Origin of the sequence: Acinetobacter genomosp. 33YU, from assembly GCF_001990725.1 — a bacterium.
Lineage (GTDB): Bacteria > Pseudomonadota > Gammaproteobacteria > Pseudomonadales > Moraxellaceae > Acinetobacter > Acinetobacter seifertii.
In genome coordinates this window covers 134,110-157,134 of the sequence record NZ_LFZQ01000007.1, presented here as the reverse complement: position 1 = coordinate 157,134, position 23,025 = coordinate 134,110, and the positions used below count along the sequence as shown (strand labels likewise).

Below are 23,025 nucleotides of genomic sequence, written 5' to 3'. Positions count from 1 at the left end.
TAATGTTGATGATCTTAGTCTACGATATAAATACCGCCATCTGAATGGACTTTAATCTCAACTTTATTTAAGAAATCACCTAAACAAGGACCTGATATACATTCACCAGTTTCCACGTTAAATAAAGCACCGTGAGTAGAACATTGAATATATTCTTGGTCTTGATCTAGAAATTGATTTTCTAAGTATTCAAGTTCTGTTTGCAAATGTGGGCATAAATTCTGATAAGCATAGAATGAGCCATCACGCTGTGTAATGAAAATAGTCGTTCCTTGTAAAGTGTCAAAAGCTCTAGCTTCACGCTCAGGAACTTCTTCCGTCATACAGATCCTTTCCATTTCAAGCACATTCCTTCTGAAAATTTTCAAGAAGTTTAGCATAGTCATTAATGGCTAAACGAGGACCAAATTGCGACACAACTTCACTAGAAATTAGGATGGCTAACTGTGCAGCAGCATTTAAATCTTCGTGATGGTTTAATGCATAGAGGAATGCGCCTGCAAAAGCATCACCAGCGCCATTTGTATCTACAGCTTCGACATGACGACCTGCTACATGAAAATGTTGCGTAGGGTTTGCAACTAAAGCACCTTTTGCACTTTGTGTAATCACAATGGTGTGGTTTTTAAAGCGTAATTGAGTAAGTGCATCTTCTACGGTAGTCGTATTGGTATACATTAAAGCTTCTTGTTCATTACAGAACAATAAATCTACACCATCATCCATCAGCTCTTCTAGACCTTCACGGGCATATTGAACCATTGCAGGATCTGATAAAGATAAAGCGATTTTAACGCCGTGAGCTTTTGCAATTTCTCGTGCTTGTTTTACTGCTTTACGAGCTGTTTCACTTGTAGAAAGATAACCTTCAATATAAAGCCATTTTGCTGTTTTTAACGGCTCAAAATCGATTTGATCTTGAGAAAGTTCAGCCGTAATACCTAAATAAGTATGCATGGTACGCTCAGAGTCTGGGCTAATAAGTACCATACAGGTACCTGTTACACCTTCACTGATTGACTTAGGAGTGGTTTGGATGCCAGCTTCGTTTAGACCTTGTAGATAAATTTCGCCCAATTGATCATGACCAACACGACACCCATAAAAAGCGCTACCGCCTAATGCACTAAAGGCTACAGTTGTATTTGCTGCAGAACCACCACTTGCTTGACCTTTGTAATCTTGAGTTTGCTTTAATTTTTCATATAAAGCAGATTGTGTTTCACCGTCAGACAACTGCATGGTGCCTTTTTGTAAGCCTTGCTGACTAAGAAAATCATCAGACACTTTAAATTCTTGGTCGATTAATGCATTACCAATTGCAAAAAGATCTACAGTTGCCATATGTGTTGTCACAGAGTAAAAAATCAGATTTATAAGTTTACACCATTGCTCACCTTTGCTGTAGTTTGTTGAATAAAATTCAGTTAATTCAGCGATTAGCAGACGAAGTGTGTTTTGACTAGGCTATTGAAATAATCCTTTTAATAAATATTATCAATTAATAATGATTCTTGATAATATTTACAAAGGTATAGTATTTCATTGAAACTTCGCGTGAAATTATTCGTAGCGAACTTACATGAAGCGTTCTATTTTATTTATTTCATCATTTGGGGTTATAACAGGCCATGTATATGCCGCAGAGACAGCCTCACAGGCTGTAACCAATCTTCCAACAATTTCAGTAAAAGCTGAGAAGGAAAAAAGTTTAAAACAAGAAGTAGGTCAAGCATCCAGTGCCACTAAGGGACTGATGCAATTAAAAGATGTTCCTCAAATTGTAAATGTTGTACCGAAACAAATTTTAAGAGAGCAGACAGTGACATCTATGCAAGGTGCCTTGCAAAACGTTGCTGGTTTGAGTTTTAGTGTCGGTGATGGACAACGTGATCAGGTCATGATTCGTGGTTTCTCTGCAATCACAGATAACTATGTAGATGGTATTCGCGATGATGCATTGTATTTCCGTGATATGTCGAATGTTGAACGAGTTGAGGTATTAAAAGGACCTGCTTCTGTACTTTATGGACGCGGTTCGGCGGGTGGGTTGGTCAATAAAATTAATAAAAAGCCAATGGATGAATCTTTGCGTGAAGTGAGCCTGATTGGTAGTACTACAGGTCAACGCCGCGCAGAAGTCGATGTGAATGAAAAAGTAGCAGAGAATGTTAAGGTTCGTTTAACTGGTGCTGTTGAAGACTCAGATGGTTATCGTGATCAGGCTTTTTTAAAACGTCAGGCGGTGGCTCCATCGGTGCAGTGGGATATTAGCGATAAAACTAAACTTTTACTTCAGGCCGACTATTTACATGATGACCGTTTAGCTGATCAAGGCTTCCCGACAGATCCAATTACAGGTAAACCTGTTAAAACAAATCCTAAAACTTTTTATGGTGCATTAAACGGTAAAGAAGTCGGGGATGTTGATACTGAAATCTCAAGTCAAACTATCAGCTTAGACCATGAGTTTAATGATCAACTCAAATATCATGGTGCAGTTCGCCACTATAACTACTCATTAGACCGTCAATATAGTGTTGATACGCATCCTGCTGATAAGTCAAAAATTACTTTGACTCAAAATAAACGCTTGCGTAATGAAGATGATGTGTATGTTCAACAAGAATTGAGTGCTTTATTTAATACAGGTTTCTTAAAGCACAATACCTTAATTGGTGCTGAATATAGCAAGCAGCATAAAGATGAGATACTTTGGCAAGGTGCTAAAACAACTACAGATTTATATGATCCTAAATTAGAGTACTGGGCGCCTATTAATACAGGAACTACAGCTGCACGTAATAACAATAGCAATACTTTTGAAAACTACGGCGTGTATCTGCAAGACTTAATGACAGTGACAGACCAGCTTAAAGTTTTAGTTGGTTTACGTTATGACAATTTATCTCAAGATCGTGATGATAAAACAAGCGCGAATTTAGACTTAAACCGTACTGACAATACTTATTCTCCACGAATTGGAGTGGTCTATCAGCCAATAAGCAATCTTTCACTCTATACTTCTTATAACCGTTCTTTCCAGCCTTTGGCTGATTCATTTGTTTTTTATCAAAACAGTGATGATTTAAAGCCAACAAAAACCGAAAATTATGAGGTGGGTGCAAAGTGGGATGTAAATGATCAATTGAATGTGACATTGGCTTTATTTGAAATGAGCCAAACCAATATTCAAAATCAAGATCCAGCTAATCCAACGCAAGCACTGTTAGCAGGCGAACAAAAAACCAGAGGTGTTGAACTTTCATTAACAGGTCAGTTGACTGATCAATTGTCCGTGCTAGCTGGCTATTCTTATATGAATGGTAAGATTGAAAAATCGACTATTGGATTTACGGGTAATCACTCAGCGCTTACGCCAAACAATACAGCTAACCTGTGGTTAAAATACCAAATTAATGATCATTGGTATGCCGCTGTAGGTGGTCGTGGTGAATCATCACGTTTTAGCGCGCCAGACAACAAAAACGTTTTACCAGGTTATGCAGTTGTGAATGCGGCCTTAGGTTATCAAAGTGAACGTTATGATGTGAACTTGAACCTTAATAATTTGTTTGATCGCGATTACTTTGTTTCAGGTCATAGTGGAGCAAATGATTCAAACATGATGGGTGACCCGCTAAATGCACAAGTCGCACTTCGCTATCGTTTTTAATTAACAAATATCCAAAAAAGCTCATCGAAATGATGAGCTTTTTTGTGTGTTGTATAGCATATAGATAGTATTAAAAGGTTTTGTTCTGCTAGGATACAACCATGTGGGCTATGTGTTTGATATCAAAGCTATGCCCATGAAAACTAATACTCAACAAAAACATAGTATTTTACTTGGCTTTTGTTCGCCAATCTCAAGCCGACTCAGGCTATAATGAGACTTATTCACTTATCCGATATGTTAGGAGATCACATGACTGTAGATGTCACTGAAACCATTTCTCAAACTGTTCACCCTGCGTTTCAGTTGCTACGTCAGCACCATGTTGAAGCATTAGATATTTTAGTGTCTGAATATAAGCATAAAGTCACAGGTGCGGTGCATTATCACTTGGCAACTGATTATGATGAAAATGTATTCCTTGTTGCGTTCAGAACACAACCTATGGATTCTAAAGGAACTGCACATATTTTAGAGCATACAGCTTTATGTGGTTCTGAAAAGTTTCCTGTTCGTGACCCATTCTTTTTAATGATTCGCCGTTCATTAAATACATTTATGAACGCGTTTACAGCAGCAGATTGGACAGCCTATCCATTTGCAACTCAAAATAAGAAAGATTTCCAAAACTTACTCTCTGTTTATCTTGATGCGGCTTTTTCAGCAAATTTAAATCCTCTTGATTTTGCTCAAGAAGGTATTCGTATTGAACTTGAAAACGGTCAGCCTGTATATAAAGGCGTAGTGTTCAATGAAATGAAAGGTGCAATGAGTGCACCGTCTGATCAGCTTTATCACCAGTTGGCTCATCATCTATTCCCTGAAACTACATATCACTACAACTCAGGTGGTGATCCTAAAGATATTCCTGATTTAACCTATGAACAGTTAGTCGAATTTTATAAAACTCATTACCATCCAAGTAATGCGGTATTTATGACCTTCGGTAACCAAACGGCATATGAGTTACAAGAACAATTTGAAAAACTAGCTCTACATAAGTTTGCTGCGGGTACAACTTTATATTCAAAACCAGAAAAACGTTTAACAGCACCTGTAGAAGTTACAGAAAACTATGCTGTTGATGGAGATGAGTTAAAAGATAAAACTTACCATGTATTGTCTTGGTTGTTACCGCAAGCGAGTGATATCAAACTACGTCTAGGTATGCGTTTGGTTGAAGGTGTTTTACTTGAAAACTCCGCGTCGCCACTACGTCATTATTTAGAAACTTGTGGTTATGCTCAGTCAACTGGTCCATTAATGGGCGTAGATGACAGTAACTTTGAAATGACATTCTACTGTGGTGTTCAAGGTTCAAACCCAGAGTATGCAGAAAGCTTTAAAGATGGTGTTTTAAATATTTTACGTGAAGTAGCTGCAAAACCAATTGATTCAGCTTTAGTTGATGCGATTTTGCATCAAATCGAATTGCATCAACGTGAAATTAATGGTGACGGTACACCATATGGCTTAAGCCTGATCTTAAATGGTTTAAGTGGCGCTATTCACCATAATGACCCAATTCAGATTTGGGATGTTGACAGTGCCATTGCTCAGGTCAAAGAAGAACTTCAAGACCCAATGTGGTTATCTAATTTAATTCAAACACATTTGTTAGATAACCCACATCGTGTCCAAATGACTTTAGTACCTGATGCAACTAAGTCAGTAAAAGAGCAAGAAGCTGAAAAGGCACGTTTAGCTGCGATTGGTGAAAAGCTTACTGAAGAAGACAAAGCAGAGATCGTTGCTAAAACCAAAGCATTACAAGAACGTCAAGATACACCAGACAATCTTGAGCTATTACCTAAAGTTGGTCTAGAAGACGTTCCTGCTGACTTGCATATTGTACAAGGTCAATTGCGTGAAATTATCTGTAATCGAATGGATACGCCGTTGAATTTGTATCATGCCGGAACGAATGGTATTTACTATCAACAAGTCCTCATTCAGATTCCTGATGATGTTGTTAGCTCACCATATTTCAATTTGCTCTCTATCTTAATGGGTGAAGTTGGTGCAGGTGAGTATGACTATCTTGAACTACAAAACTTACAAACAGCTGTAAGTGGTGGTTTGGGAATGGGTGCTTCGTTACGCAGTAAAGTTGACGATAAAGACAAAATTAGTGCTTGGTTAACTTTAACGACTAAATCTTTAACTCAGAAGTTCGATGCAATTCATTTATTAAAACTAGCATTTGAACAACTTCGCTTCGATGAGAAAGAGCGCATTATTGAGTTGTTACAGCAACGTAAGACACGTTGGCAGTCTCGTTTGTCAGGCGCGGGTCATAGTTATGCGATGCAGATTGCTTCTCGTAATATGAGTGCATTAGCTCAACGCGACTATCAAAACACAGGCTTAGGTGCGTTGAACTGGTTGGGTGAGCTTGTTACTAAAATTACTCAAGACGATGCCGCTTACGATGCACTTATTGCTGAATTGAAGCATATCCATACCAAATTATTGCAAGCACCTAAACAGTTCTTATTGGTATGTGAAGAGCATCAGTCAGAGCGTTTAGTTGAAGAAATTCAAAACGTTTGGGATAAATTAAACGTTGATAAAGCAGCAACTGAGTTAACTCAAGTTGAGCAAGAAAATACGAACGAACATGAAGCTTGGTTAATTCAAACCAATGTTCAGTTCTGTGCTTCTGGATATCAAGCAGTTGAAGTGTCTCATCCAGATGCAGCACCTTTAATGGTGTTGGCAGCCTACTTGCGTAATGGTTTCTTACACAGCGCTATTCGTGAAAAAGGTGGTGCTTATGGTGGTGGTGCTAGCTATGATGGAAATGCATGTTCATTCCGTTTCTTTAGTTACCGTGACCCACGTTTAGCTGAAACGTTTAAAGACTTTGAAGCGAGTGTGCAATGGTTGCTAACTACGGAGCAACAACCTCATCAACTAGAAGAAGCAATTCTTGGTCTCGTGGCGAGTATGGACAAACCTGGTTCACCAGCAGGTGAAGCAATTACAGCATGTTATGCACTGTTACATGCAAGAACTCCAGCTTTCCGCCGTACCTTACGTGAAAGACTATTGCATGTGACTCTAGAAGACTTACAGCGTGTTGCGCGTCAATATTTAATTGAACAAACACCTGTAAAAGCTGTGGTTGCACCTTTTGCAAAACGTGATGAATTGCAGCAACTGGGCTTTACAATTAAACAAGTTAATTAAAATAAAAATTGGAGATGAACATGGCGTTCAGACAATTTGAACGCACATCATTACAGCTAAGTATGGGAACCCTGCTTAGCTGCTTATGTGCGTCGGTGGCATATGCTGACACCTTAGCCCCTGTAAAACCTGCGACCGTAGATGCATGTGTTGCCCTTGCTTCAAATGCTGATCGCCTAGCTTGTTATGACTCTGTATTTAAACCCTCGGCTTTGCCCGCTCTGCAAGCTGCAGCAGTCCCAGAGCCTGTTAAAAAAGTTGATCAGCCTGCTGTTCAACCTGAAACATTTAAAGAGAAGGTTGTAGATACGGTTAGTAATATAAAAGTAATAGGGAAGGCTCCAAAAATTGAGCCTACTACTTCTTTACTAGACCAACGGTGGGAGTTATCTGAAAAGAGTAAGCTCGGTGTTTGGAATATTCGTGCTTATCAGCCTGTCTATCTACTACCTGTATTTTGGACTAGCGATAAAAATGAATTTCCAAGTAGTCCAAATCCCAATAACACTGTTAAAGAAGCTCAAGATTTGAAATCTACGGAAACTAAATTTCAAATTTCTTTGAAAACGAAAGCTTGGGAAAATATTTTTGGCAACAATGGTGATTTGTGGGTGGGATATACGCAATCTTCACGTTGGCAGACATTTAATGCTAAAGAATCTCGTCCTTTCCGTGAAACGAACTATGAGCCTGAAGCAAGTTTAATGTTTAGAACAAACTATGAGTTGCTCGGTTTAGATGGTCGTTTATTAGGTGTAACTTTAAATCACCAGTCAAATGGTCGTTCAGATCCTTTATCTCGTAGCTGGAACCGTGTCATTTTTAATGTGGGCTTAGAGCGTGGTAACTTTGCTGTCATGCTTCGTCCTTGGGTACGCATTAATGAAGCTGCCAAAGATGATAACAACCCTGATATTGAAGATTATGTTGGGCGTGGGGATTTAACTGCTTTTTATAAGTGGAAAGATAACGATTTCTCTTTAATGCTACGTCACTCTTTAAAAGGTGGTGATGAGTCGCATGGTGCAGTTCAGTTTGACTGGGCGTTCCCAATTAGTGGTAAGTTACGTGGTCACTTTCAGCTATTTAATGGATATGGTGAAAGCTTAATTGACTATAACCACCGCGCAACTTATGCAGGTTTGGGTGTTTCACTCATGAACTGGTACTAAGTTCAAGCCTATAAAAATGCCGCTGTAAAAGCGGCTTTTTTATTAACCAATTTGAATGTTGGCCTGAGGATGTTTGAGGCGACTCTTTTTAGGTGTGGCGATCAAATATGCCAGAGTTAAAGGTCCAAGTCTTCCTGCAAACATAAGTAGGCTTAAGATAAACAGGCTACCATTATGTAAATCTGGGGTAATACCACGAGAAAGTCCAACTGTGCAGGCTGCCGAGACCACTTCAAATAATAAGTTCATAAAGTCAGCTTTCGGTTCTAAAAGCAAAAGTATGAAGAACCCAATAAATATAAGAATGCTGGTAATTGCAGTAACTGCTAAGGCCTTATAAGTAGTTTCATGAGAAACAGAATGATTGAAGACTCTAATTTCATCTGTACGTCTTAGAAATGAAAGTACACTTAAAACTAATATCGCAAAGGTTCCTACCTTAATACCACCAGCGGTACTCAGTGAGCCGCCACCAATAAACATAAGCAGCATCATAACCAAGGAACTACTATTGGTCATTGCACCAGTATCAATGGTGTTGAACCCTGAAGATCGTGGAACAGTTGCTTGGAACCAAGCATGTAAAGCTTGATCGCCTACACTCAGCATTCCTAATGTATGTGGGTTCTGCGCTTCTAGAGCCCAGATTAATATGAAGGCGACTAAATTAATAATTGCTATTGTTGTAAGTATGAGTTTGCTATTGGGGCTTAGTTTTTTCCACTTTTTATTCTGCTTAATATCCATCAAAACTAAAAAGCCAAGTCCACCTAAGATATAAAGTAAACTCACTGTAAGGCAGATGACATAGTTGTTTTGGAATCCCATTAAACTATTATTAAATAAAGAAAAACCCGCATTGTTAAATGAAGAAATACTATAAAAAATTGCATAATACAAACCGCGAGCAAAACCAAACGCAGGTGTAAATGCAGTCGTAAGAATTATGGTTCCGATCAATTCAAAAAGAAAAGTATAGGCGACAACACCTTTTGCAACAAAAGTCACTTTAGAGAGGCTAGTTTGACCAAGACTGTCTTGAGCCATCATTTGCTGCTTAAGGCCAACTTTCGGCGATAGACTTAGTGCGGCCAAAATTGCAAAAGTCATGAAGCCTAAACCACCTGACTGAATCAGTAATAAAATAATGACTTGCCCAAAAAGTGTAAAAGATTGATGAATATTTAAAACAGATAAACCTGTAATGGTAACCGCTGAGGTTGCTGTAAATAATGCATCCATCCAGCTGACATGTCCGTTATTGGCAATAGGAAGCTTAAGCAACAATGTGCCGAATATAATAAATGCTAGAAACCCTAACGCTAATAAAGATGGAGGACTTAAATTTAGTGTTTTGTGTGGCTTAGGTTTAAGAGACATATTTTCTAGTTCGTTTTCTTATAAGAAACAATGTGAGAGTTTTTTAAGCTGCTGTAAATGACCTTCCAAAATAATAATATCATGCATTTTTAAGGTAAAAGTCTCATCAGTTTCAAATAGAATTTGCTGCTGTCTTTTTACAAGTAGTGTTTTAACCTGTGGTGCTTGCTGCATAATTCCATACAAGTTAATACCATTTAATTTCTCGGGAATATCAATTTTCACAATATAGTGATCATCATCTAAAGACATGTAACGACTCACCATAGGGTAATTGAGTGCTTGCGCAACACGTACGCCCATGTCTTCTTCAGGATGAATGATTTTATTGATATTGAGGTGAGATAAAATTGTATGATGGGCTTTAGTTTTTGCTTTTACCCAAATTTTATCAATACCGAGATTTTTTAAATTCAGCACACATAAAATACTGGCTTCAATATCTTCACCAATTGCAACCACAACTGCATCACAATTTTGAATGTTTAATTCATCTAGTACATGTTCATCTGTAGCATCAGCAATGACAGCATGAGTTAAAACATCGGCAAGGTTCTCTACATTCTTTTTGACTGTATCAATGCCAATAACATCATGATTTAATTTTGTGAGTTCTTGAGCAACTGTTGCTCCAAAACTTCCCAAGCCGATGACCGCGAACTGTGCCATAAATAACCTTTTATACTTAATTAGGGCTTTATTTTTAATGAAATTTTCTTTGAGATAAAGACAAGCAATGTAAATATAAAAAATATTGAGCTTAAATCATAAAAAAGCCGACAAATTTGCCGGCTTTTTTATCAAAATAAAAGATTATTTCAAGAAACGCTTATAACCCACATTGTCAGTAATTTCTGCATATGGATAGCTAATTTGCTCTAGAGTTTCGATTAAGCCATCTGGATTTTGTTTGGCATCTGTTGCTTGTAAACCAACCAATACGCGGCCTTCAGCAGCACCGTGGTTTCGGTAGTGGAATAGCGTAATATTGTGGGTTGGGCCTAAACGAGTTAAGAAGGTGAGTAATGCACCTGGACGTTCAGGGAACTCAACACGGAACAATCTTTCATCGTCAAGATTGGCATGACCACCAATCAAGTAACGAATATGCAATTTAGCAACTTCATCATCAGATAAATCATCGACAACATAATTTTGTTGTTTAAGTTGCTCTAAAATTTCATGACGTTCAGCATCACCACCTTTTAAGCTAATACCCACAAAAACTTGTGCTTCTTCTGTGTTATTTGCGCGGTAGTTAAACTCGGTAATATTGCGGCCTTGTAGGGCACGGCAGAAACCTAAGAATGCGCCTTTTTCTTCAGAAAGCGTAACCGCATAAATTGCCTCGCGTTGCTCACCTAGTTCAGTACGCTCTGCAATGTAACGTAAACGGTCAAAGTTCATGTTGGCACCACAAACAATCGACACCATGTTTTTACCGCTAATTTTATGCTCAGCCACATATTTTTTAATACCAGCTAAGGCCATTGCACCTGATGGTTCAACAATACTTCGGTTTTCATCAAAGGTATCTTTAATTGCAGCACAGATTTCATCTGTATTTACAGTAACAATGTCTGGCTCAACAATTGGGCCAGAATTATCTGATTTGCGAAGACGAATAATATCAAACGGCAAAGCACCAATTTGGGCAACTGCTGTACCATCTGCAAATAAGCCTACATGTGGTAGCACTACACGTTCATTGGTTTCTAAAGCTGCTTTTAAGCAAGCAGACTCTTCATATTCAACACCAATTATTTTTACATGTGGTGCAACTTCACCTAGGTAGGCAGCTACACCAGCAATTAAACCACCACCACCAACAGCAACGAATACATATTCCACATCGCGCCATTGGCGTAAGATTTCATTCGCAATCGTACCTTGACCAGCAATAACCAGTTCATCGTCATAAGGAGGAATAAAAACTAATCCTTCTGCTTCGGCACGTTGTTGAGCATATTTGTTTGCAATGTCAAAGCTATCGCCATGTAATACAACTTGGCCACCTAATCGCTTAACTGCCTGAACTTTAATATCAGGAGTAGTGCTTGGCATAACAATAATTGCAGGAATGCCTAAACGTTGACCAGACAATGCAACGCCTTGTGCATGGTTGCCGGCAGATGCGCAAATCACACCACGCTCAAGTTGATCTTTCGGTATTTGACTAATACGGTTATAAGCACCGCGTAATTTAAAAGAAAAAACTGGTTGTAAATCTTCACGCTTAAAACGAATTGTATTATTTAATTTTTGACTAATTCGTGGAGCTGCTTCGAGAGGTGTTTCAATTGCAACATCATAAACCGTTGCTTGTAAAATTTGTCGTACCACACGAGACAGCATGTTCATCTTCCCTATAACAGTTTAAAATAGGAAATTATTGTAGCAAACCCTTGTGCATTTGCGCCGATTATTGGCGCATAAATGTCAAAAAATAGTTGAGTGATGTAATGAGCCTATATGCAACCCAAGATGAAAAGAAACAAGCTGCTGCGAAAGCTGCTTTAAAACACTTACCCAAAGGTGGCATTTTAGGGGTAGGAACTGGAAGTACTGTAAATTTTCTAATCGATTTGTTGCCTGAATTACAGCTAGAAGCAGCGGTAGCAAGTTCGCAAGCAACAGCAGACCGTCTTAAAAAATTAGGTATCGAAGTGGTTGATATGAACCATGTAGGTGGCTTAGATGCGTATGTAGATGGTGCAGATGAAATTGATCGTCATATGCATATGATCAAAGGCGGCGGAGCAGCATTAACTCGTGAAAAAATTGTAGCTTCAATTGCTAAAAAATTTGTATGTATTGTTGATGATTCGAAATGGGTCGATCAACTTGGTCGTGATTTCCCATTACCAGTAGAAGTAATTCCAATGGCGCGCTCTGCTGTAGCTCGTAAATTGGTCAGCTTAGGTGGTGATCCAGTTTACCGCGAAGGTGTGGTAACAGATAACGGAAACGTTATTTTAGATGTATTTAATTTGAATATCTTAAATGCAATTGATTTGGAAAAGACCATCAATAATATCCCAGGTGTTGTAACTAACGGTATTTTTGCGTTAAACCCTGCAACAATTGCAATTGTTGCGACAAATAATGGTATTGAAGAGCGTACTGCACAGTAATGTCTGTGGAAATGCCAGAAATTAAAATTGTTCGTCACGTAAGGGCAAGAAAATTGCGCTTACGTGTTGAGCCTGCCTCTATACGACTGACTGTCCCGCTATTTTGTAGCAAGAAACAGATTCAGCAGTTTTTGGCGCAGTCTGAACAATGGTTGATCGAGACGTGGAGTAAACAGCAACACGTTCAATCAGCATCCTTTGAGATTCCTTCAGAGATTTCTTTTTTCAATAGAGAACAGCCTTTTCAAGTTGTTGTACAAAAGCAACATCGTATTTTTCAATTTGATTGGGAAAATAATTATTTATTCATTAAAGACCAACAACCTTATCAAGCTTTACAAAATGCCGTGATTGCTTATGCCAAACAAGAGTTGCCACTTCTTTTGTCAGAGCTTAGCCAAAAAACTCGGCTGAGTTATGCCGAATGTGCAATTCGACGTCCTAAAACACGTTGGGGAAGTTGTAGTAGTCAACATAATATTATGTTGCATGCAGGCCTGGTTCTTATGCCAGCCCCAATTACCCGTTATGTTTGTATTCATGAGTTAGCACACACTAAACACTTCGATCATAGCCCTGCATTTTGGGCCGAAGTTGCAAAGTTCGACCCCAACTATATGCAGAACCGCAGACAATTAAAAGCCAATCCATTGCCTGCTTGGTGGTATATAACAGCTTAGCTAAAGCTACATTCCAATTGTTTTGTTTGTAATACATCTGGTGCTTTGCGGCTATCAAGGCCAGCTTGTGCGCTAACGATTTTATTAGTTTTAATGTGTAATTGTATAAAATTATATTGCTGCGTTGAATTGTTTGGTTCAGATGAGCTTGAGTTAAGTAAGTAACTATAACTTGCAGCATCTGTTTGCAGTAAGTTGTCTGTACTATCAGCACTCAATGCAGAACGATAAATCTGAGAACCTTGAATTAACTCAATTTGTCCATTTGCACGGAAATTAAGTTGGCAGCCTGATGCGCTGTTTTCATAGTGACCGACTAAATAGTCTGTGGCAGGTAGTTTAGGGTCAGCTATATTGATGCTGGTCAAACCTTGTTTACATGGATAAGCCGAACCATTACAAGTCGCCGTAATACCACTAAAACCAACAGCACGTCGATAATCACCCGCACCATCTATACGGAAAAAGTCAGTCGTATTTCCAGAAGGCACAACCCCAGAATAGAGTTTTTTCTGCAAAAGAGCATATCCTGTTTGGTCTAAACTGGACTGACTTTGTGAATCTGCCAATTGCAATGTGGCAGCTTTTAAATTAGTAGCAAAATAATCACGAGTTGCTTTTTGATTAGCTGCAATGTCCAAAAGTGTATTTTTTACAGGATCAATATTATCTGGTGAAGGGCTAAAAATAGGTGTCATGGTTGTATTATCACCAATAAGTTTTTTGCCATCTAAATATCCATCTTTTAAATCGGTTGCAAGGCTATTTGTAAGTTCTTGATAAGCATTCAAATTACCGTGGATCGTATTCCAATATTGTAAATATCCAAAGCTAAGATAGCTGTCCACATAAGTACTGGGTTGCTTTATTGAATACTGTAATAAATTTAGAACAGTCAGAGGGCTAGCTGGGCTCAAGCTTGGTATAGCTGCATCTTTAAATGCACTAATAAGCGCTGTGTAAACATCTTGAGAAGCCAAGTCAGCATGAGATACTTCAATCAGGGTCGGATTTATAGTTTCTTGCGGGAGTTGCCCTGATCGGATTACAGCACGTTGATAAATTGCTTCTGAAGTTGGACTAATCAGTTGAGTTTTATTACTGATTGAGCTTGGCGTAATAAAAGCGTGATAAACACCAGAAATACTTTGATATTTAGAATTAATCGGGTCAAATACTTGAGATGAAGCCTGAGTTATGACTTCAACTCGATAGAGACGGTTCAATTTAGTACTTGGAAGTTTAATATTATAACTTGTTAAACTCGCAACTTGGGTATCAATCAAAATACTATTATCGGTATTGTCATAGACCTTAAGTTGAACATTACGCATTTCGACAGGGGTTTTAAGTGTGAAATCTGTCGTAACTTCAGGAGTTGGCACAGTAGGCGTCGTTGTACTAGATGAACTACTACTACTGCCACCACCACACCCCACAAGGGCTGCGCTTAAAATTAAAGTACTAAGGCCGAGATAAGTGCGCAACTTTGTTTCTTTTGATTGATCAAGCATCCTAGCTCTCCAAAAATGAATCTGGTATTTATTTACTGATATTTGTTTGGTTCTGACAGACCAGCAAGTGCTGTGTAATTAACGCTAAAAAATAAAAAAATTAAAATTACCAAGCATGAAATGGTTTTGTAAGCCTGGACATCCTGTCATACTACCGCAAGTATAGATTCAATATTTGAGGTAATGCACGTGATTTCTGTCGGAATTGTTGGTGGAACTGGTTATACAGGCGTTGAACTATTACGTATTTTATTACGACATCCAAAAGCGCAGGTTCGAGTTCTGACTTCACGTACAGAAGCAGGCAAACCAGTTGCTGATATGTTCCCAAACTTACGTGGGCATACAGATCTTCAATTTTCAGATTTAAACATTGATGCATTAAAAGAATGTGATGTTGTATTCTTTGCGACCCCACATGGTGTTGCGATGCAACATGCAAAAGATTTGATCGAAGCAGGGACCAAAGTTATTGATTTGGCAGCGGACTTTCGCCTGCAAAATCTTGAACAGTTTGAAAAATGGTATGGCATGGAACATGCGTGCCCAGATGTACTAAAAGATTCTGTTTATGGTTTAACTGAGTTAAATCGTGAAAAAATTAAACAAGCTCAAGTCATTGGTAATCCAGGTTGTTATCCAACAACTGTTCAATTAGGTTTGGCTCCACTTTTAAAATCTGCACAAGCATTGATTGAAACTAAAAACATTATTATTGATGCTAAATCAGGGGTTTCAGGTGCTGGCCGTAAAGCGAGCTTAGGCATGATTTATAGCGAGAATGCCGATAACTTTAAAGCGTATGGTGTTGCAGGTCACCGTCACCATCCAGAGATTGTTGAAGCACTAGAAAATATTGCGGGAAAGAAAGGCGGGTTTGATGGTCTATTGTTTGTACCGCATTTGGTGCCAATGATTCGCGGTATGTTGAGTACAATTTATGTGGACTTAACAGAGACAGGTAAGCAAACAGACTTACAAGCTTTGTATGAAAACTTCTATGAAAATGAAAAATTTGTAGATGTTATGCCTGCAAACAGCTCACCTGAAACACGTAGTGTGCGTGGAGCAAACGAGTTACGTATTGCTTTGTATAAACCACAACCAAATAAACTCATTATTTTGGCGGCGCAAGATAACCTTGTAAAAGGTGCATCTGGTCAAGCTGTACAAAATATGAACCTTATGTTTGGTTTTAATGAAGACGAAGGCTTACAAGGGATTGGTTTATTACCATAAAAAACTCTTTTTTGCTTCACACACATTTAAATTTCGATTTAAATGTGTGTCTTGACTCTGATCTTAAACACTGAGATGACGATGCAAAACTCGGAACAGACGACTTCTGTAGAAAGTTCGTTGCAAAAGAAAAAATTTTTAAACACTAATAAACCTTTGTTTATTGGTGCCGCTATTCTAGTAAGTGGTTGTTTTGCGCTCGGCTATACAATTGGACACCGTCAAGGTTTAACTGTTGTAGGTTACGATGCAGATGCAGAGCAATTGGTTGAAGTTGTGCAAAAGCAAAAAACAGCGTTAGATGCAGTCAATAAAAGCCTGAACGCTGCTGTACAAGAGCGTGATGTTGCTGTTACAAATGCGAATGATTTGTTTACAGCACTGAATCAAGCAAATGCTGATAAAACACAACAAGAAGGTATGAGTAATATCTACCGAGAAATTTTAAGACAACGCGGTGGTTTAAGCTTAACGATTCAAAATTTGGCAATTAAGCCATTACCAGAAAATGCTTATGAATATCAGCTTGATCTGGTACAAGTGAGTCCAAGTAAACGCCGTGCTTCTGGCTCAGTAGAGATTAGACTGATTAAAGATACAGAAGTTTTGGTTGTACCGCTTGAAGATAAGAACTTTAACTTCACTGATTTTGAGCGTTTAACAGGCCGTTGGACCATGCCTAAGGGTTTCACACCTCAGTTTATTGAAGTGCGTTTAACGGGTGGTTCTGATACACCTGTGATTAAGCGTTTTAGTTGGCAGCGTGGTGCACCTGTCGAAACACCTTCTGCTTTTGTTGCAGAAATTCCCCAAGCTGAAGCAAATTCACAATAGTAACATCATATGCGAACAAATAAGCGTCAAACAAATTTAAAAGATATTAAGGCTTCTTTTCAGCAGTCTGGCTATGTCGATTGGCACTTCAATCCACGCTTAAGTGATTCGCAAAACGAAGATCATGATGGAGAGGTTGTTGTTCAAACAGCACCTCCCGAACTCAAGCGTCCGCCCTTATATGCAGTAGTATTATTGAACGACGATTACACACCAATGGACTTTGTAATTGAAATTTTACAACAATACTTTGCAATGAATCTTGACCAAGCAACTCAAGTAATGCTAACAGTACACTATGAAGGTAAAGGTACTGCCGGGGTATATCCAAGAGACATCGCGGAAACCAAGGCAAACCTTGTTAATAATTACGCTCGATCGCAAGGTCATCCATTACTTTGCCAGATTGAGCCTAAAGCATAAGGGGGTCACATGCTCAGTCGTCAATTAGAAGTATCATTACGTTTGGCTGTTAGCATGGCTCGTCAAAAGAGACATGAGTTTCTTACAGTTGAACACTTACTATTAGCCTTACTCGATAACGATTCGGCTGTGAATGCATTAAAAGCATGCGGAGCTGATATTGTTTCTTTACGTAAAGAATTAGAAGAATATGTAGAACAACATACTCCTAAGCTTGGCGAAAATAGCGAGCAAGCTCCACATCCAACTGAAAGTTTCGACCGCATTTTGCAACGTGCAATTTTCCACGTTCAATCTAGTGGTGGTGATCGTACTGTTGAAGGTGCGGATGTTTTGGTCGCAATGTACTCAGAGCGTGATTCTTTTGCTGTTTATTTACTTAAACGTCATCAAATTAATCGTTTGACTTTGACTCAATACTTGTCTCATGGGACGCGTAAAGACGAAGTTCAAGTTGAAGAAGAAGTTGAAGACATTGAGGGTGAAAGCAATTCAGGCAATGCAGGGCCATTGGAACTTTATACGCTCAATTTAAATGTTGAAGCGCAAAAAGGAAAAACAGACCCACTTATTGGCCGTGAAAAAGAAATTGAGCGTACAGCGCAAATTCTTTGCCGCCGTCGTAAAAACAACCCATTGCTAGTGGGTGATCCAGGTGTAGGTAAAACTTCAATTGCAGAAGGCCTTGCTTGGCTCATTGTAAATGGTAAAGCACCAAAACCATTGAGCAATGCAGAAGTCTATAGTCTCGACATTGGCGCATTGGTCGCGGGTACAAAATACCGTGGTGATTTTGAAAAACGTTTAAAACAATTGCTGAATGCTTTGAAGAAAAATCCAAACGCGATTTTATTCATTGATGAAATTCATATGATCATTGGCGCTGGCTCAAGTATGGGCAGCACTATGGATGCATCGAATCTCATTAAACCAGCTTTGGCAAATGGTACTTTACGTTGCATTGGTTCAACGACTTTCCAAGAATATCGTCAGGTATTTGAAAAGGATCATGCGTTATCTCGTCGTTTCCAAAAAATTGACGTAAATGAACCAAGCATTTCTGAAACTATCGATATTTTACGTGGCTTGAAAACTAAGTTTGAAGATTTCCACCACGTACAGTATGACGACAAAGCTTTAGTTTCTGCCGTTGAGCTTTCTGCAAAATTTATTAATGATCGTTTCTTGCCAGATAAAGCAATTGATGTCATCGATGAAGCAGGTGCACAACGCCGCTTAAAAGCAGAAAGTGAAGACAGCTTAATTACTGTAGAAAATATTGAAGACATCGTTTCTAAAATTGCGCGTATTCCGCCTAAGACTGTGTCTAAAGATGATAAATCAGTACTTGAAAATCTTGAGCGTGACCTAAAACGTGTTGTATTTGGTCAAGACGAAGCAATCACTGCATTGGCTTCTGCAATCAAGTTGTCACGTGCTGGTTTGAAATCACCAGACAAGCCTGTGGGTAGCTTTGTATTTGCTGGTCCAACCGGTGTTGGTAAAACTGAAGTCACTAAACAATTAGCGAAATTGCTAGGCGTTGAGCTTGTTCGTTTCGATATGTCAGAGTATATGGAGCGTCATGCTGTTTCTCGTTTAATCGGTGCTCCTCCAGGTTATGTAGGTTATGACCAAGGTGGCTTGCTCACAGATGCGATCCATAAAAATCCGCATTGTGTCTTGTTGCTTGATGAAATTGAGAAAGCACATCCTGATGTGTTTAATCTGTTGTTGCAAATCATGGACCATGGTGCGTTGACAGACAATAATGGTCGTAAGTCAGACTTCAGAAATGTCATTATTGTATTGACCACAAACATTGGTGCAGAAAGTATTTCACGTGCAAGCATTGGATTTACAGAGCAAGACCATAGCTTAGATAACCAAGATGCAATGAAGCGTGCATTCTCACCAGAGTTCCGTAACCGTTTAGACAGTGTTATTCAGTTTAAAGCTTTACCAACCACAGTAATTGAATCTGTAGTTGATAAATTCTTAACAGAATTACAAGCACAGTTAGATGAAAAACGTGTGGTTCTAGAGGTAGATCAAAGTGCGCGTGACTGGTTAGCAACCAATGGTTATGATCGTTTAATGGGTGCTCGCCCAATGCAACGTCTTATTCAAGAACACTTGAAGAAACCATTAGCTGAAATGATTCTGTTTGGTGAACTTGCAGATCATGGCGGTAATGTGGCGGTATCAGTGAAGAAAGAAGATGGCAAAGCAGTTGGTCTTAAACTTGAAGTTTTTGAAGATCACCATACGGCAGAACCTGCTTAATCTATGTTAATTGATAGTCTTTCTATAACCCGAATACTCAGTGTGTTCGGGTTATTTATTATTACTGCCATCGCTGAGATATTAGGTTGTTACTTTCCTTATCTTATTCTAAAAGAAGGGAAGTCTGCTTGGTTGTGGATCCCTACAGCCTTAAGCTTAGCGATCTTTGTTTGGTTACTTACATTACATCCCGCTGCCTCTGGACGAATTTATGCGGCCTATGGTGGTATTTATATTTTTACCGCGCTGATGTGGCTACGTTTTGTCGATCAGGTTGCTTTAACGAGATGGGATATTTTAGGTGGGTTGATTGTACTTTGTGGTGCCAGTTTGATTATTTTACAGCCGCAAGGATTAATCCGCTAAAAATGAAAGTGGTCAGTTAAGTTTTAAGTGAAAAAGTAAGAAATATTTTCGCAAAAAACACTTGTCAAACTCATCAACAATGCGTATTTTAGATTTAAGGAACATTTTTTAATATTTGAGATAAAGATGTTAAATCAATCTGTGAATTCTAACGCTTACTTTTATTTCTGGCAATTTAGATAGTTGCCTGAGCGTATTCGGGCACGAAAGTTGCCCATCACAGTTAATACCTGATCGGCAACCCCGATCAGGTTTTTTTATGCTTTATCTTTTTCAAATCGAGGAACTCAAAATGAACAACATGACTTATTCATACTTTAGCAACTTTTATTGGTTTTACTTTTGCCTACCTTTGCCAACGAATAGATCCAAAACGCTCAAATAAATGATCGGACTGATTCGGTTTCAGTCCAAAGGAAAAGACCAATGAATGCTTTAAATACTCTACTAACTCAAAGTAATACAAAAGAAACACCAGTTAGTTTACCTGTCCAGTTAAAAGCTAAATATCCGCTTGTGCAGACCTTCGCACGTCAAATTGCAGAACACCGCCAAATTATTCAAAATATCCTTGCTGGTAAAGATCAGCGCTTAATGGTTATTACAGGACCATGTTCAATTCATGACCCAGTTGCGGTTCTTGAATACGCAGAAAAACTGCAAAAATTACAAGAACAAGTAAAAGATCAAATATTCATTGTAATGCGTGCTTATATTGAAAAGCCGCGTACAACTGTAGGTTGGAAGGGTTATATGTATGATCCAAATCTTGATGGATCATCTAATCTACAATTAGGTTTGGAAAAATCACGTGAGCTTTATTTACAAATTATTGAAAAGGGTTTGCCGATTGCGAGCGAAATTCTAAGCCCAATGGCAACGGGTTATTTTGATGATTTATTGGCTTGGGGTGCAATTGGTGCTCGTACCAGCGAATCTCAAATTCACCGTGAAATCTCAAGCCACATGTCATACAGCATTGGTTTCAAGAATGGTACAGATGGCTCAATTCAAATTGCTTTAGATGCTATTCAGTCGGCACAAAATGAGCACCAGTTTCTAGGTATGAATCAGCAAGGTTTACCTTCTGTCATTCAGAGTGCTGGTAATCCATTGCCACACTTAATTTTGCGTGGAGCAAATCATGGTCCTAATTATGACTTAGCTTCAATTCAGGCAATACGAGAAAAGCATAAACAGAATCTTCCTGCTTTAGTCATTGATTGTAGTCATGGCAACAGTGGTAAAGATCCTTTACGTCAACCAGAGGTTTTACAGCAAATCGTTGCTGAGCGCTTAAAAACTCAAGTAAAGGGTGTCATGATTGAAAGTCATTTAGTTGATGGTAATCAGAAAATTTCATGTGAAATGACTTATGGTCAGTCTGTGACAGATGGTTGTTTAGGCTGGGAAAAAACGGAGCAGCTTTTGTTAAGCGTTGCTGAACAATTAAAGGTAAATGAGTTAGCTCATTCAGCTTAATATTTTATAGATTTAAAAAAGGGATCTGTTTAGCAGATCCCTTTTTTTAAGAAGCATGTTTTAGTTCGGATAAAAAAGTGGTGATTTCATGACCGAACTTTTTCGGTTCGGTTAATAATGGCGTGTGACCTGAGCGCTCGAAATAAATTGCTTTTGCATGTTCAACACTGTGTGCAATCAGTGTTTGACCAGTTTCTGGGTAAAGTGTCGAATTACGACCAATAAAGAAAGTAGTAGGGCACTGTAATTGTTGAAGCGCCTCACGATAATCTTCATTGTGAAAAAGATAATTTTCGACATACCAAAATAAGTAGTCTAAACGTTGAATGGGTAATAGATACTTCTGTAAAAAAGGTTGTTTTAAAGCCGTTTTAAAAACAAATGGACTAAATGGATTGTTGCTTTGCAATTCAATAAAATCTACCCATAATCGTACAAGTTCCTGACGGTCTGGAAGCGATAATTCATAAAGGTATTTAGCATTTTTGTGTTTTGCTAATAATTGATAAATATCATTGAGTAGTTTTTTAAATTGAAGATGTAGCGGGCCAAATAAACCATATTGCCATGTTGAATCTACTGATATTTTTGGAGTTTGATCAATATGTAAATAGGCTTTTAATTGCTGCGCTAGATGAGCATGCTTCATACCATGCATTGCTGTGGTTGCGCCCATTGAGTAGCCCATTAAAATAAAGTTATCAAGTTTTAATTGCTCAATTAAATGAGCAACATCTTGCCAGTGACTTGATATAGCATCTTGATCGGGAATGGCACAATTTTTTGAACCGCCAAAACCACGCCAGTCAGGAATAATAAACTCGTATTCTTTACGATTTGCATAGATAAAAGGTAGCCATTGCCAACTCTGCATACCTAATCCAGATAATACTAATACCGGCTCACCACGACCAACATGGCGTACAAATAAACTTTCCTGATCGGACATGGTGTAATAAGGCATGTTTATTCTCCAGATACGTTATCTTGAGCAAAAAATTTTAATTGCGGAATGACTTGTTCTAACCATTTGATCCATTCAGTTTCCATGGTAATACCGAGTTCCAAGATCATTTTGTGGATATATAGCACTCGATTATTCAAGTCATCGTTATCTTTAAAATCTTTATCATAAATACTTTGATAAAGCTTAAGCTTTTCTTTGTGTAAACCAAGATGTCGCAATAGTTCGGGCAATATTTGATTATTGCTCAATTGTGCTTCTGCACGCAATCTTACCATTAAGTCATCTCTAAGCTGTGCAGGTTCACTTTGCTGTGTCATCCATGAAGCCAGTTCTATACGCCCAAGTTGTTCGACCTGATAAGTTTTTTTTCGGCCACTATCCATCTCATTTTCTAAAGTAGAAACCCAGCCTTTTTTTAGCATGTTATTGAGTTCACGATAAATTTGCTGATGCGTGGCATTCCAAAAAAAGCCCATAGAACGGTCAAAACGGCGAGCAAGTTCAAAGCCAGTGCTTGGACGTTCTAGTAAGCTCGTTAGTAAAACATGGGGAAGTGACATGGCAATCCGTTTGTAAGCAAAAGTAAAGTGTGACTCATAAGATTATGCAACATGTTGCATAAAAGTCAAAATTTGATTATAAATTTGTGCAACAAGTTGCATTAAGCAAGCAGATTAGCA

At 38.5% G+C, this 23,025-nt stretch carries 19 protein-coding genes; 11 read left to right on the top strand and 8 right to left on the bottom strand.

The window, feature by feature from the left end; all coding sequences use genetic code 11:
- Window positions 1-14 precede the first annotated feature (14 nt).
- Entirely contained in the window at window positions 15-323 is a 309-nt protein-coding gene (locus tag AC056_RS08250; protein WP_004701295.1) for a Rieske (2Fe-2S) protein, read from the bottom strand.
- A 16-nt stretch (window positions 324-339) separates the two neighbouring features.
- Window positions 340-1,344 carry an adenosine kinase gene (locus AC056_RS08245; protein ID WP_077163450.1) on the bottom strand — a complete coding sequence of 335 codons (1,005 nt, stop codon included), beginning with the start codon at window positions 1,342-1,344 and terminating at the stop codon, window positions 340-342.
- A 238-nt stretch (window positions 1,345-1,582) separates the two neighbouring features.
- Here AC056_RS08245 and AC056_RS08240 point away from each other — a divergent pair, with 238 nt between their 5' ends.
- The 3 genes from AC056_RS08240 (at window position 1,583) to AC056_RS08230 (ending at window position 8,040) form a co-directional block, all read left to right on the top strand.
- Complete coding sequence (locus AC056_RS08240; protein WP_077163314.1) at window positions 1,583-3,676, top strand: TonB-dependent receptor; 2,094 nt, start codon at window positions 1,583-1,585, stop codon at window positions 3,674-3,676.
- A gap of 252 nt (window positions 3,677-3,928) precedes the next feature.
- Window positions 3,929-6,868 (top strand): insulinase family protein, encoded by a 2,940-nt coding sequence (locus AC056_RS08235; protein ID WP_077163313.1) that lies wholly within the window; start codon window positions 3,929-3,931, stop codon window positions 6,866-6,868.
- 20 nt (window positions 6,869-6,888) lie between these two features.
- Entirely contained in the window at window positions 6,889-8,040 is a 1,152-nt protein-coding gene (locus tag AC056_RS08230; RefSeq protein ID WP_068933097.1) for a phospholipase A, read from the top strand.
- A 42-nt stretch (window positions 8,041-8,082) separates the two neighbouring features.
- On the opposite strand, the gene AC056_RS08225 is transcribed toward AC056_RS08230, so the two are convergent.
- The 3 genes from AC056_RS08225 to ilvA form a co-directional block, all read right to left on the bottom strand.
- Window positions 8,083-9,420 carry a TrkH family potassium uptake protein gene (locus tag AC056_RS08225; RefSeq protein WP_039249846.1) on the bottom strand — a complete coding sequence of 446 codons (1,338 nt, stop codon included), beginning with the start codon at window positions 9,418-9,420 and terminating at the stop codon, window positions 8,083-8,085.
- A gap of 18 nt (window positions 9,421-9,438) precedes the next feature.
- A complete protein-coding gene (locus AC056_RS08220; protein ID WP_049066688.1) occupies window positions 9,439-10,089 on the bottom strand; it encodes a potassium channel family protein in 651 nt (216 codons plus the stop codon).
- Window positions 10,090-10,233: 144 nt separating this feature from the next.
- Entirely contained in the window at window positions 10,234-11,781 is a 1,548-nt protein-coding gene (gene ilvA, locus AC056_RS08215) for a threonine ammonia-lyase, biosynthetic (protein ID WP_171220315.1), read from the bottom strand.
- Window positions 11,782-11,882: 101 nt separating this feature from the next.
- On the opposite strand from ilvA, the gene rpiA reads away from it, so the two are divergent.
- Window positions 11,883-12,554, top strand: a complete 672-nt coding sequence (rpiA, locus tag AC056_RS08210) for a ribose-5-phosphate isomerase RpiA (protein WP_004791976.1) — start codon at window positions 11,883-11,885, stop codon at window positions 12,552-12,554.
- Window positions 12,554-13,234 carry a SprT family zinc-dependent metalloprotease gene (locus AC056_RS08205; RefSeq protein ID WP_077163312.1) on the top strand — a complete coding sequence of 227 codons (681 nt, stop codon included), beginning with the start codon at window positions 12,554-12,556 and terminating at the stop codon, window positions 13,232-13,234. The genes rpiA and AC056_RS08205 overlap by 1 nt, the downstream gene beginning before the upstream one ends.
- Here AC056_RS08205 and AC056_RS08200 read toward each other — a convergent pair.
- On the bottom strand, window positions 13,231-14,748 hold the full coding sequence (locus AC056_RS08200; RefSeq protein ID WP_077163311.1) for a hypothetical protein: 1,518 nt from the start codon (window positions 14,746-14,748) through the stop codon (window positions 13,231-13,233). The genes AC056_RS08205 and AC056_RS08200 overlap by 4 nt on opposite strands.
- A 183-nt stretch (window positions 14,749-14,931) precedes the next feature.
- On the opposite strand from AC056_RS08200, the gene argC reads away from it, so the two are divergent.
- The 6 genes from argC (at window position 14,932) to AC056_RS08170 (ending at window position 21,378) form a co-directional block, all read left to right on the top strand.
- Window positions 14,932-15,987 carry an N-acetyl-gamma-glutamyl-phosphate reductase gene (gene argC, locus AC056_RS08195; protein ID WP_077163310.1) on the top strand — a complete coding sequence of 352 codons (1,056 nt, stop codon included), beginning with the start codon at window positions 14,932-14,934 and terminating at the stop codon, window positions 15,985-15,987.
- Window positions 15,988-16,062: 75 nt separating this feature from the next.
- Window positions 16,063-16,821, top strand: coding sequence for a DUF6776 family protein (locus AC056_RS08190; protein ID WP_077163309.1), 759 nt, complete (start codon window positions 16,063-16,065; stop codon window positions 16,819-16,821).
- A 9-nt stretch (window positions 16,822-16,830) separates the two neighbouring features.
- A complete protein-coding gene (gene clpS / locus AC056_RS08185; RefSeq protein ID WP_001260033.1) occupies window positions 16,831-17,244 on the top strand; it encodes an ATP-dependent Clp protease adapter ClpS in 414 nt (137 codons plus the stop codon).
- Window positions 17,245-17,253: 9 nt separating this feature from the next.
- Entirely contained in the window at window positions 17,254-19,530 is a 2,277-nt protein-coding gene (clpA, locus tag AC056_RS08180) for an ATP-dependent Clp protease ATP-binding subunit ClpA (RefSeq protein ID WP_077163308.1), read from the top strand.
- Window positions 19,531-19,533: 3 nt separating this feature from the next.
- Complete coding sequence (locus AC056_RS08175; protein ID WP_077163307.1) at window positions 19,534-19,896, top strand: YnfA family protein; 363 nt, start codon at window positions 19,534-19,536, stop codon at window positions 19,894-19,896.
- Between the two features lie 426 nt (window positions 19,897-20,322).
- The gene (locus tag AC056_RS08170) at window positions 20,323-21,378 is read left to right on the top strand and encodes a 3-deoxy-7-phosphoheptulonate synthase (RefSeq protein WP_077163306.1); all 1,056 of its coding nucleotides are present in this window, start codon (window positions 20,323-20,325) and stop codon (window positions 21,376-21,378) included.
- 46 nt (window positions 21,379-21,424) lie between these two features.
- Here the strand turns inward: AC056_RS08170 and AC056_RS08165 are convergent, their stop codons facing one another.
- Both AC056_RS08165 and AC056_RS08160 read right to left on the bottom strand, forming a co-directional pair.
- A complete protein-coding gene (locus AC056_RS08165; protein WP_077163305.1) occupies window positions 21,425-22,342 on the bottom strand; it encodes an alpha/beta fold hydrolase in 918 nt (305 codons plus the stop codon).
- A gap of 2 nt (window positions 22,343-22,344) precedes the next feature.
- On the bottom strand, window positions 22,345-22,905 hold the full coding sequence (locus AC056_RS08160; protein WP_077163304.1) for a PadR family transcriptional regulator: 561 nt from the start codon (window positions 22,903-22,905) through the stop codon (window positions 22,345-22,347).
- Window positions 22,906-23,025 lie beyond the last annotated feature (120 nt).

Excerpts from the sequence above, each read along its gene's own strand:
- AC056_RS08235 (WP_077163313.1), top strand. The coding sequence starts at position 3,929 with ATGACTGTAGATGTCACTGAAACCATTTCTCAAACTGTTCACCCTGCG.
- argC (WP_077163310.1), top strand. The coding sequence starts at position 14,932 with ATGCACGTGATTTCTGTCGGAATTGTTGGTGGAACTGGTTATACAGGC.
- AC056_RS08165 (WP_077163305.1), bottom strand. The coding sequence starts at position 22,342 with ATGCCTTATTACACCATGTCCGATCAGGAAAGTTTATTTGTACGCCAT.
- AC056_RS08245 (WP_077163450.1), bottom strand. The coding sequence starts at position 1,344 with ATGGCAACTGTAGATCTTTTTGCAATTGGTAATGCATTAATCGACCAA.
- AC056_RS08225 (WP_039249846.1), bottom strand. The coding sequence starts at position 9,420 with ATGTCTCTTAAACCTAAGCCACACAAAACACTAAATTTAAGTCCTCCA.
- AC056_RS08220 (WP_049066688.1), bottom strand. The coding sequence starts at position 10,089 with ATGGCACAGTTCGCGGTCATCGGCTTGGGAAGTTTTGGAGCAACAGTT.
- ilvA (WP_171220315.1), bottom strand. The coding sequence starts at position 11,781 with ATGAACATGCTGTCTCGTGTGGTACGACAAATTTTACAAGCAACGGTT.
- clpA (WP_077163308.1), top strand. The coding sequence starts at position 17,254 with ATGCTCAGTCGTCAATTAGAAGTATCATTACGTTTGGCTGTTAGCATG.
- AC056_RS08205 (WP_077163312.1), top strand. The coding sequence starts at position 12,554 with ATGTCTGTGGAAATGCCAGAAATTAAAATTGTTCGTCACGTAAGGGCA.
- AC056_RS08190 (WP_077163309.1), top strand. The coding sequence starts at position 16,063 with ATGACGATGCAAAACTCGGAACAGACGACTTCTGTAGAAAGTTCGTTG.
- AC056_RS08250 (WP_004701295.1), bottom strand. The coding sequence starts at position 323 with ATGACGGAAGAAGTTCCTGAGCGTGAAGCTAGAGCTTTTGACACTTTA.
- AC056_RS08160 (WP_077163304.1), bottom strand. The coding sequence starts at position 22,905 with ATGTCACTTCCCCATGTTTTACTAACGAGCTTACTAGAACGTCCAAGC.
- AC056_RS08230 (WP_068933097.1), top strand. The coding sequence starts at position 6,889 with ATGGCGTTCAGACAATTTGAACGCACATCATTACAGCTAAGTATGGGA.
- rpiA (WP_004791976.1), top strand. The coding sequence starts at position 11,883 with ATGAGCCTATATGCAACCCAAGATGAAAAGAAACAAGCTGCTGCGAAA.
- AC056_RS08170 (WP_077163306.1), top strand. The coding sequence starts at position 20,323 with ATGAATGCTTTAAATACTCTACTAACTCAAAGTAATACAAAAGAAACA.
- AC056_RS08200 (WP_077163311.1), bottom strand. The coding sequence starts at position 14,748 with ATGCTTGATCAATCAAAAGAAACAAAGTTGCGCACTTATCTCGGCCTT.
- clpS (WP_001260033.1), top strand. The coding sequence starts at position 16,831 with ATGCGAACAAATAAGCGTCAAACAAATTTAAAAGATATTAAGGCTTCT.
- AC056_RS08240 (WP_077163314.1), top strand. The coding sequence starts at position 1,583 with ATGAAGCGTTCTATTTTATTTATTTCATCATTTGGGGTTATAACAGGC.
- AC056_RS08175 (WP_077163307.1), top strand. The coding sequence starts at position 19,534 with ATGTTAATTGATAGTCTTTCTATAACCCGAATACTCAGTGTGTTCGGG.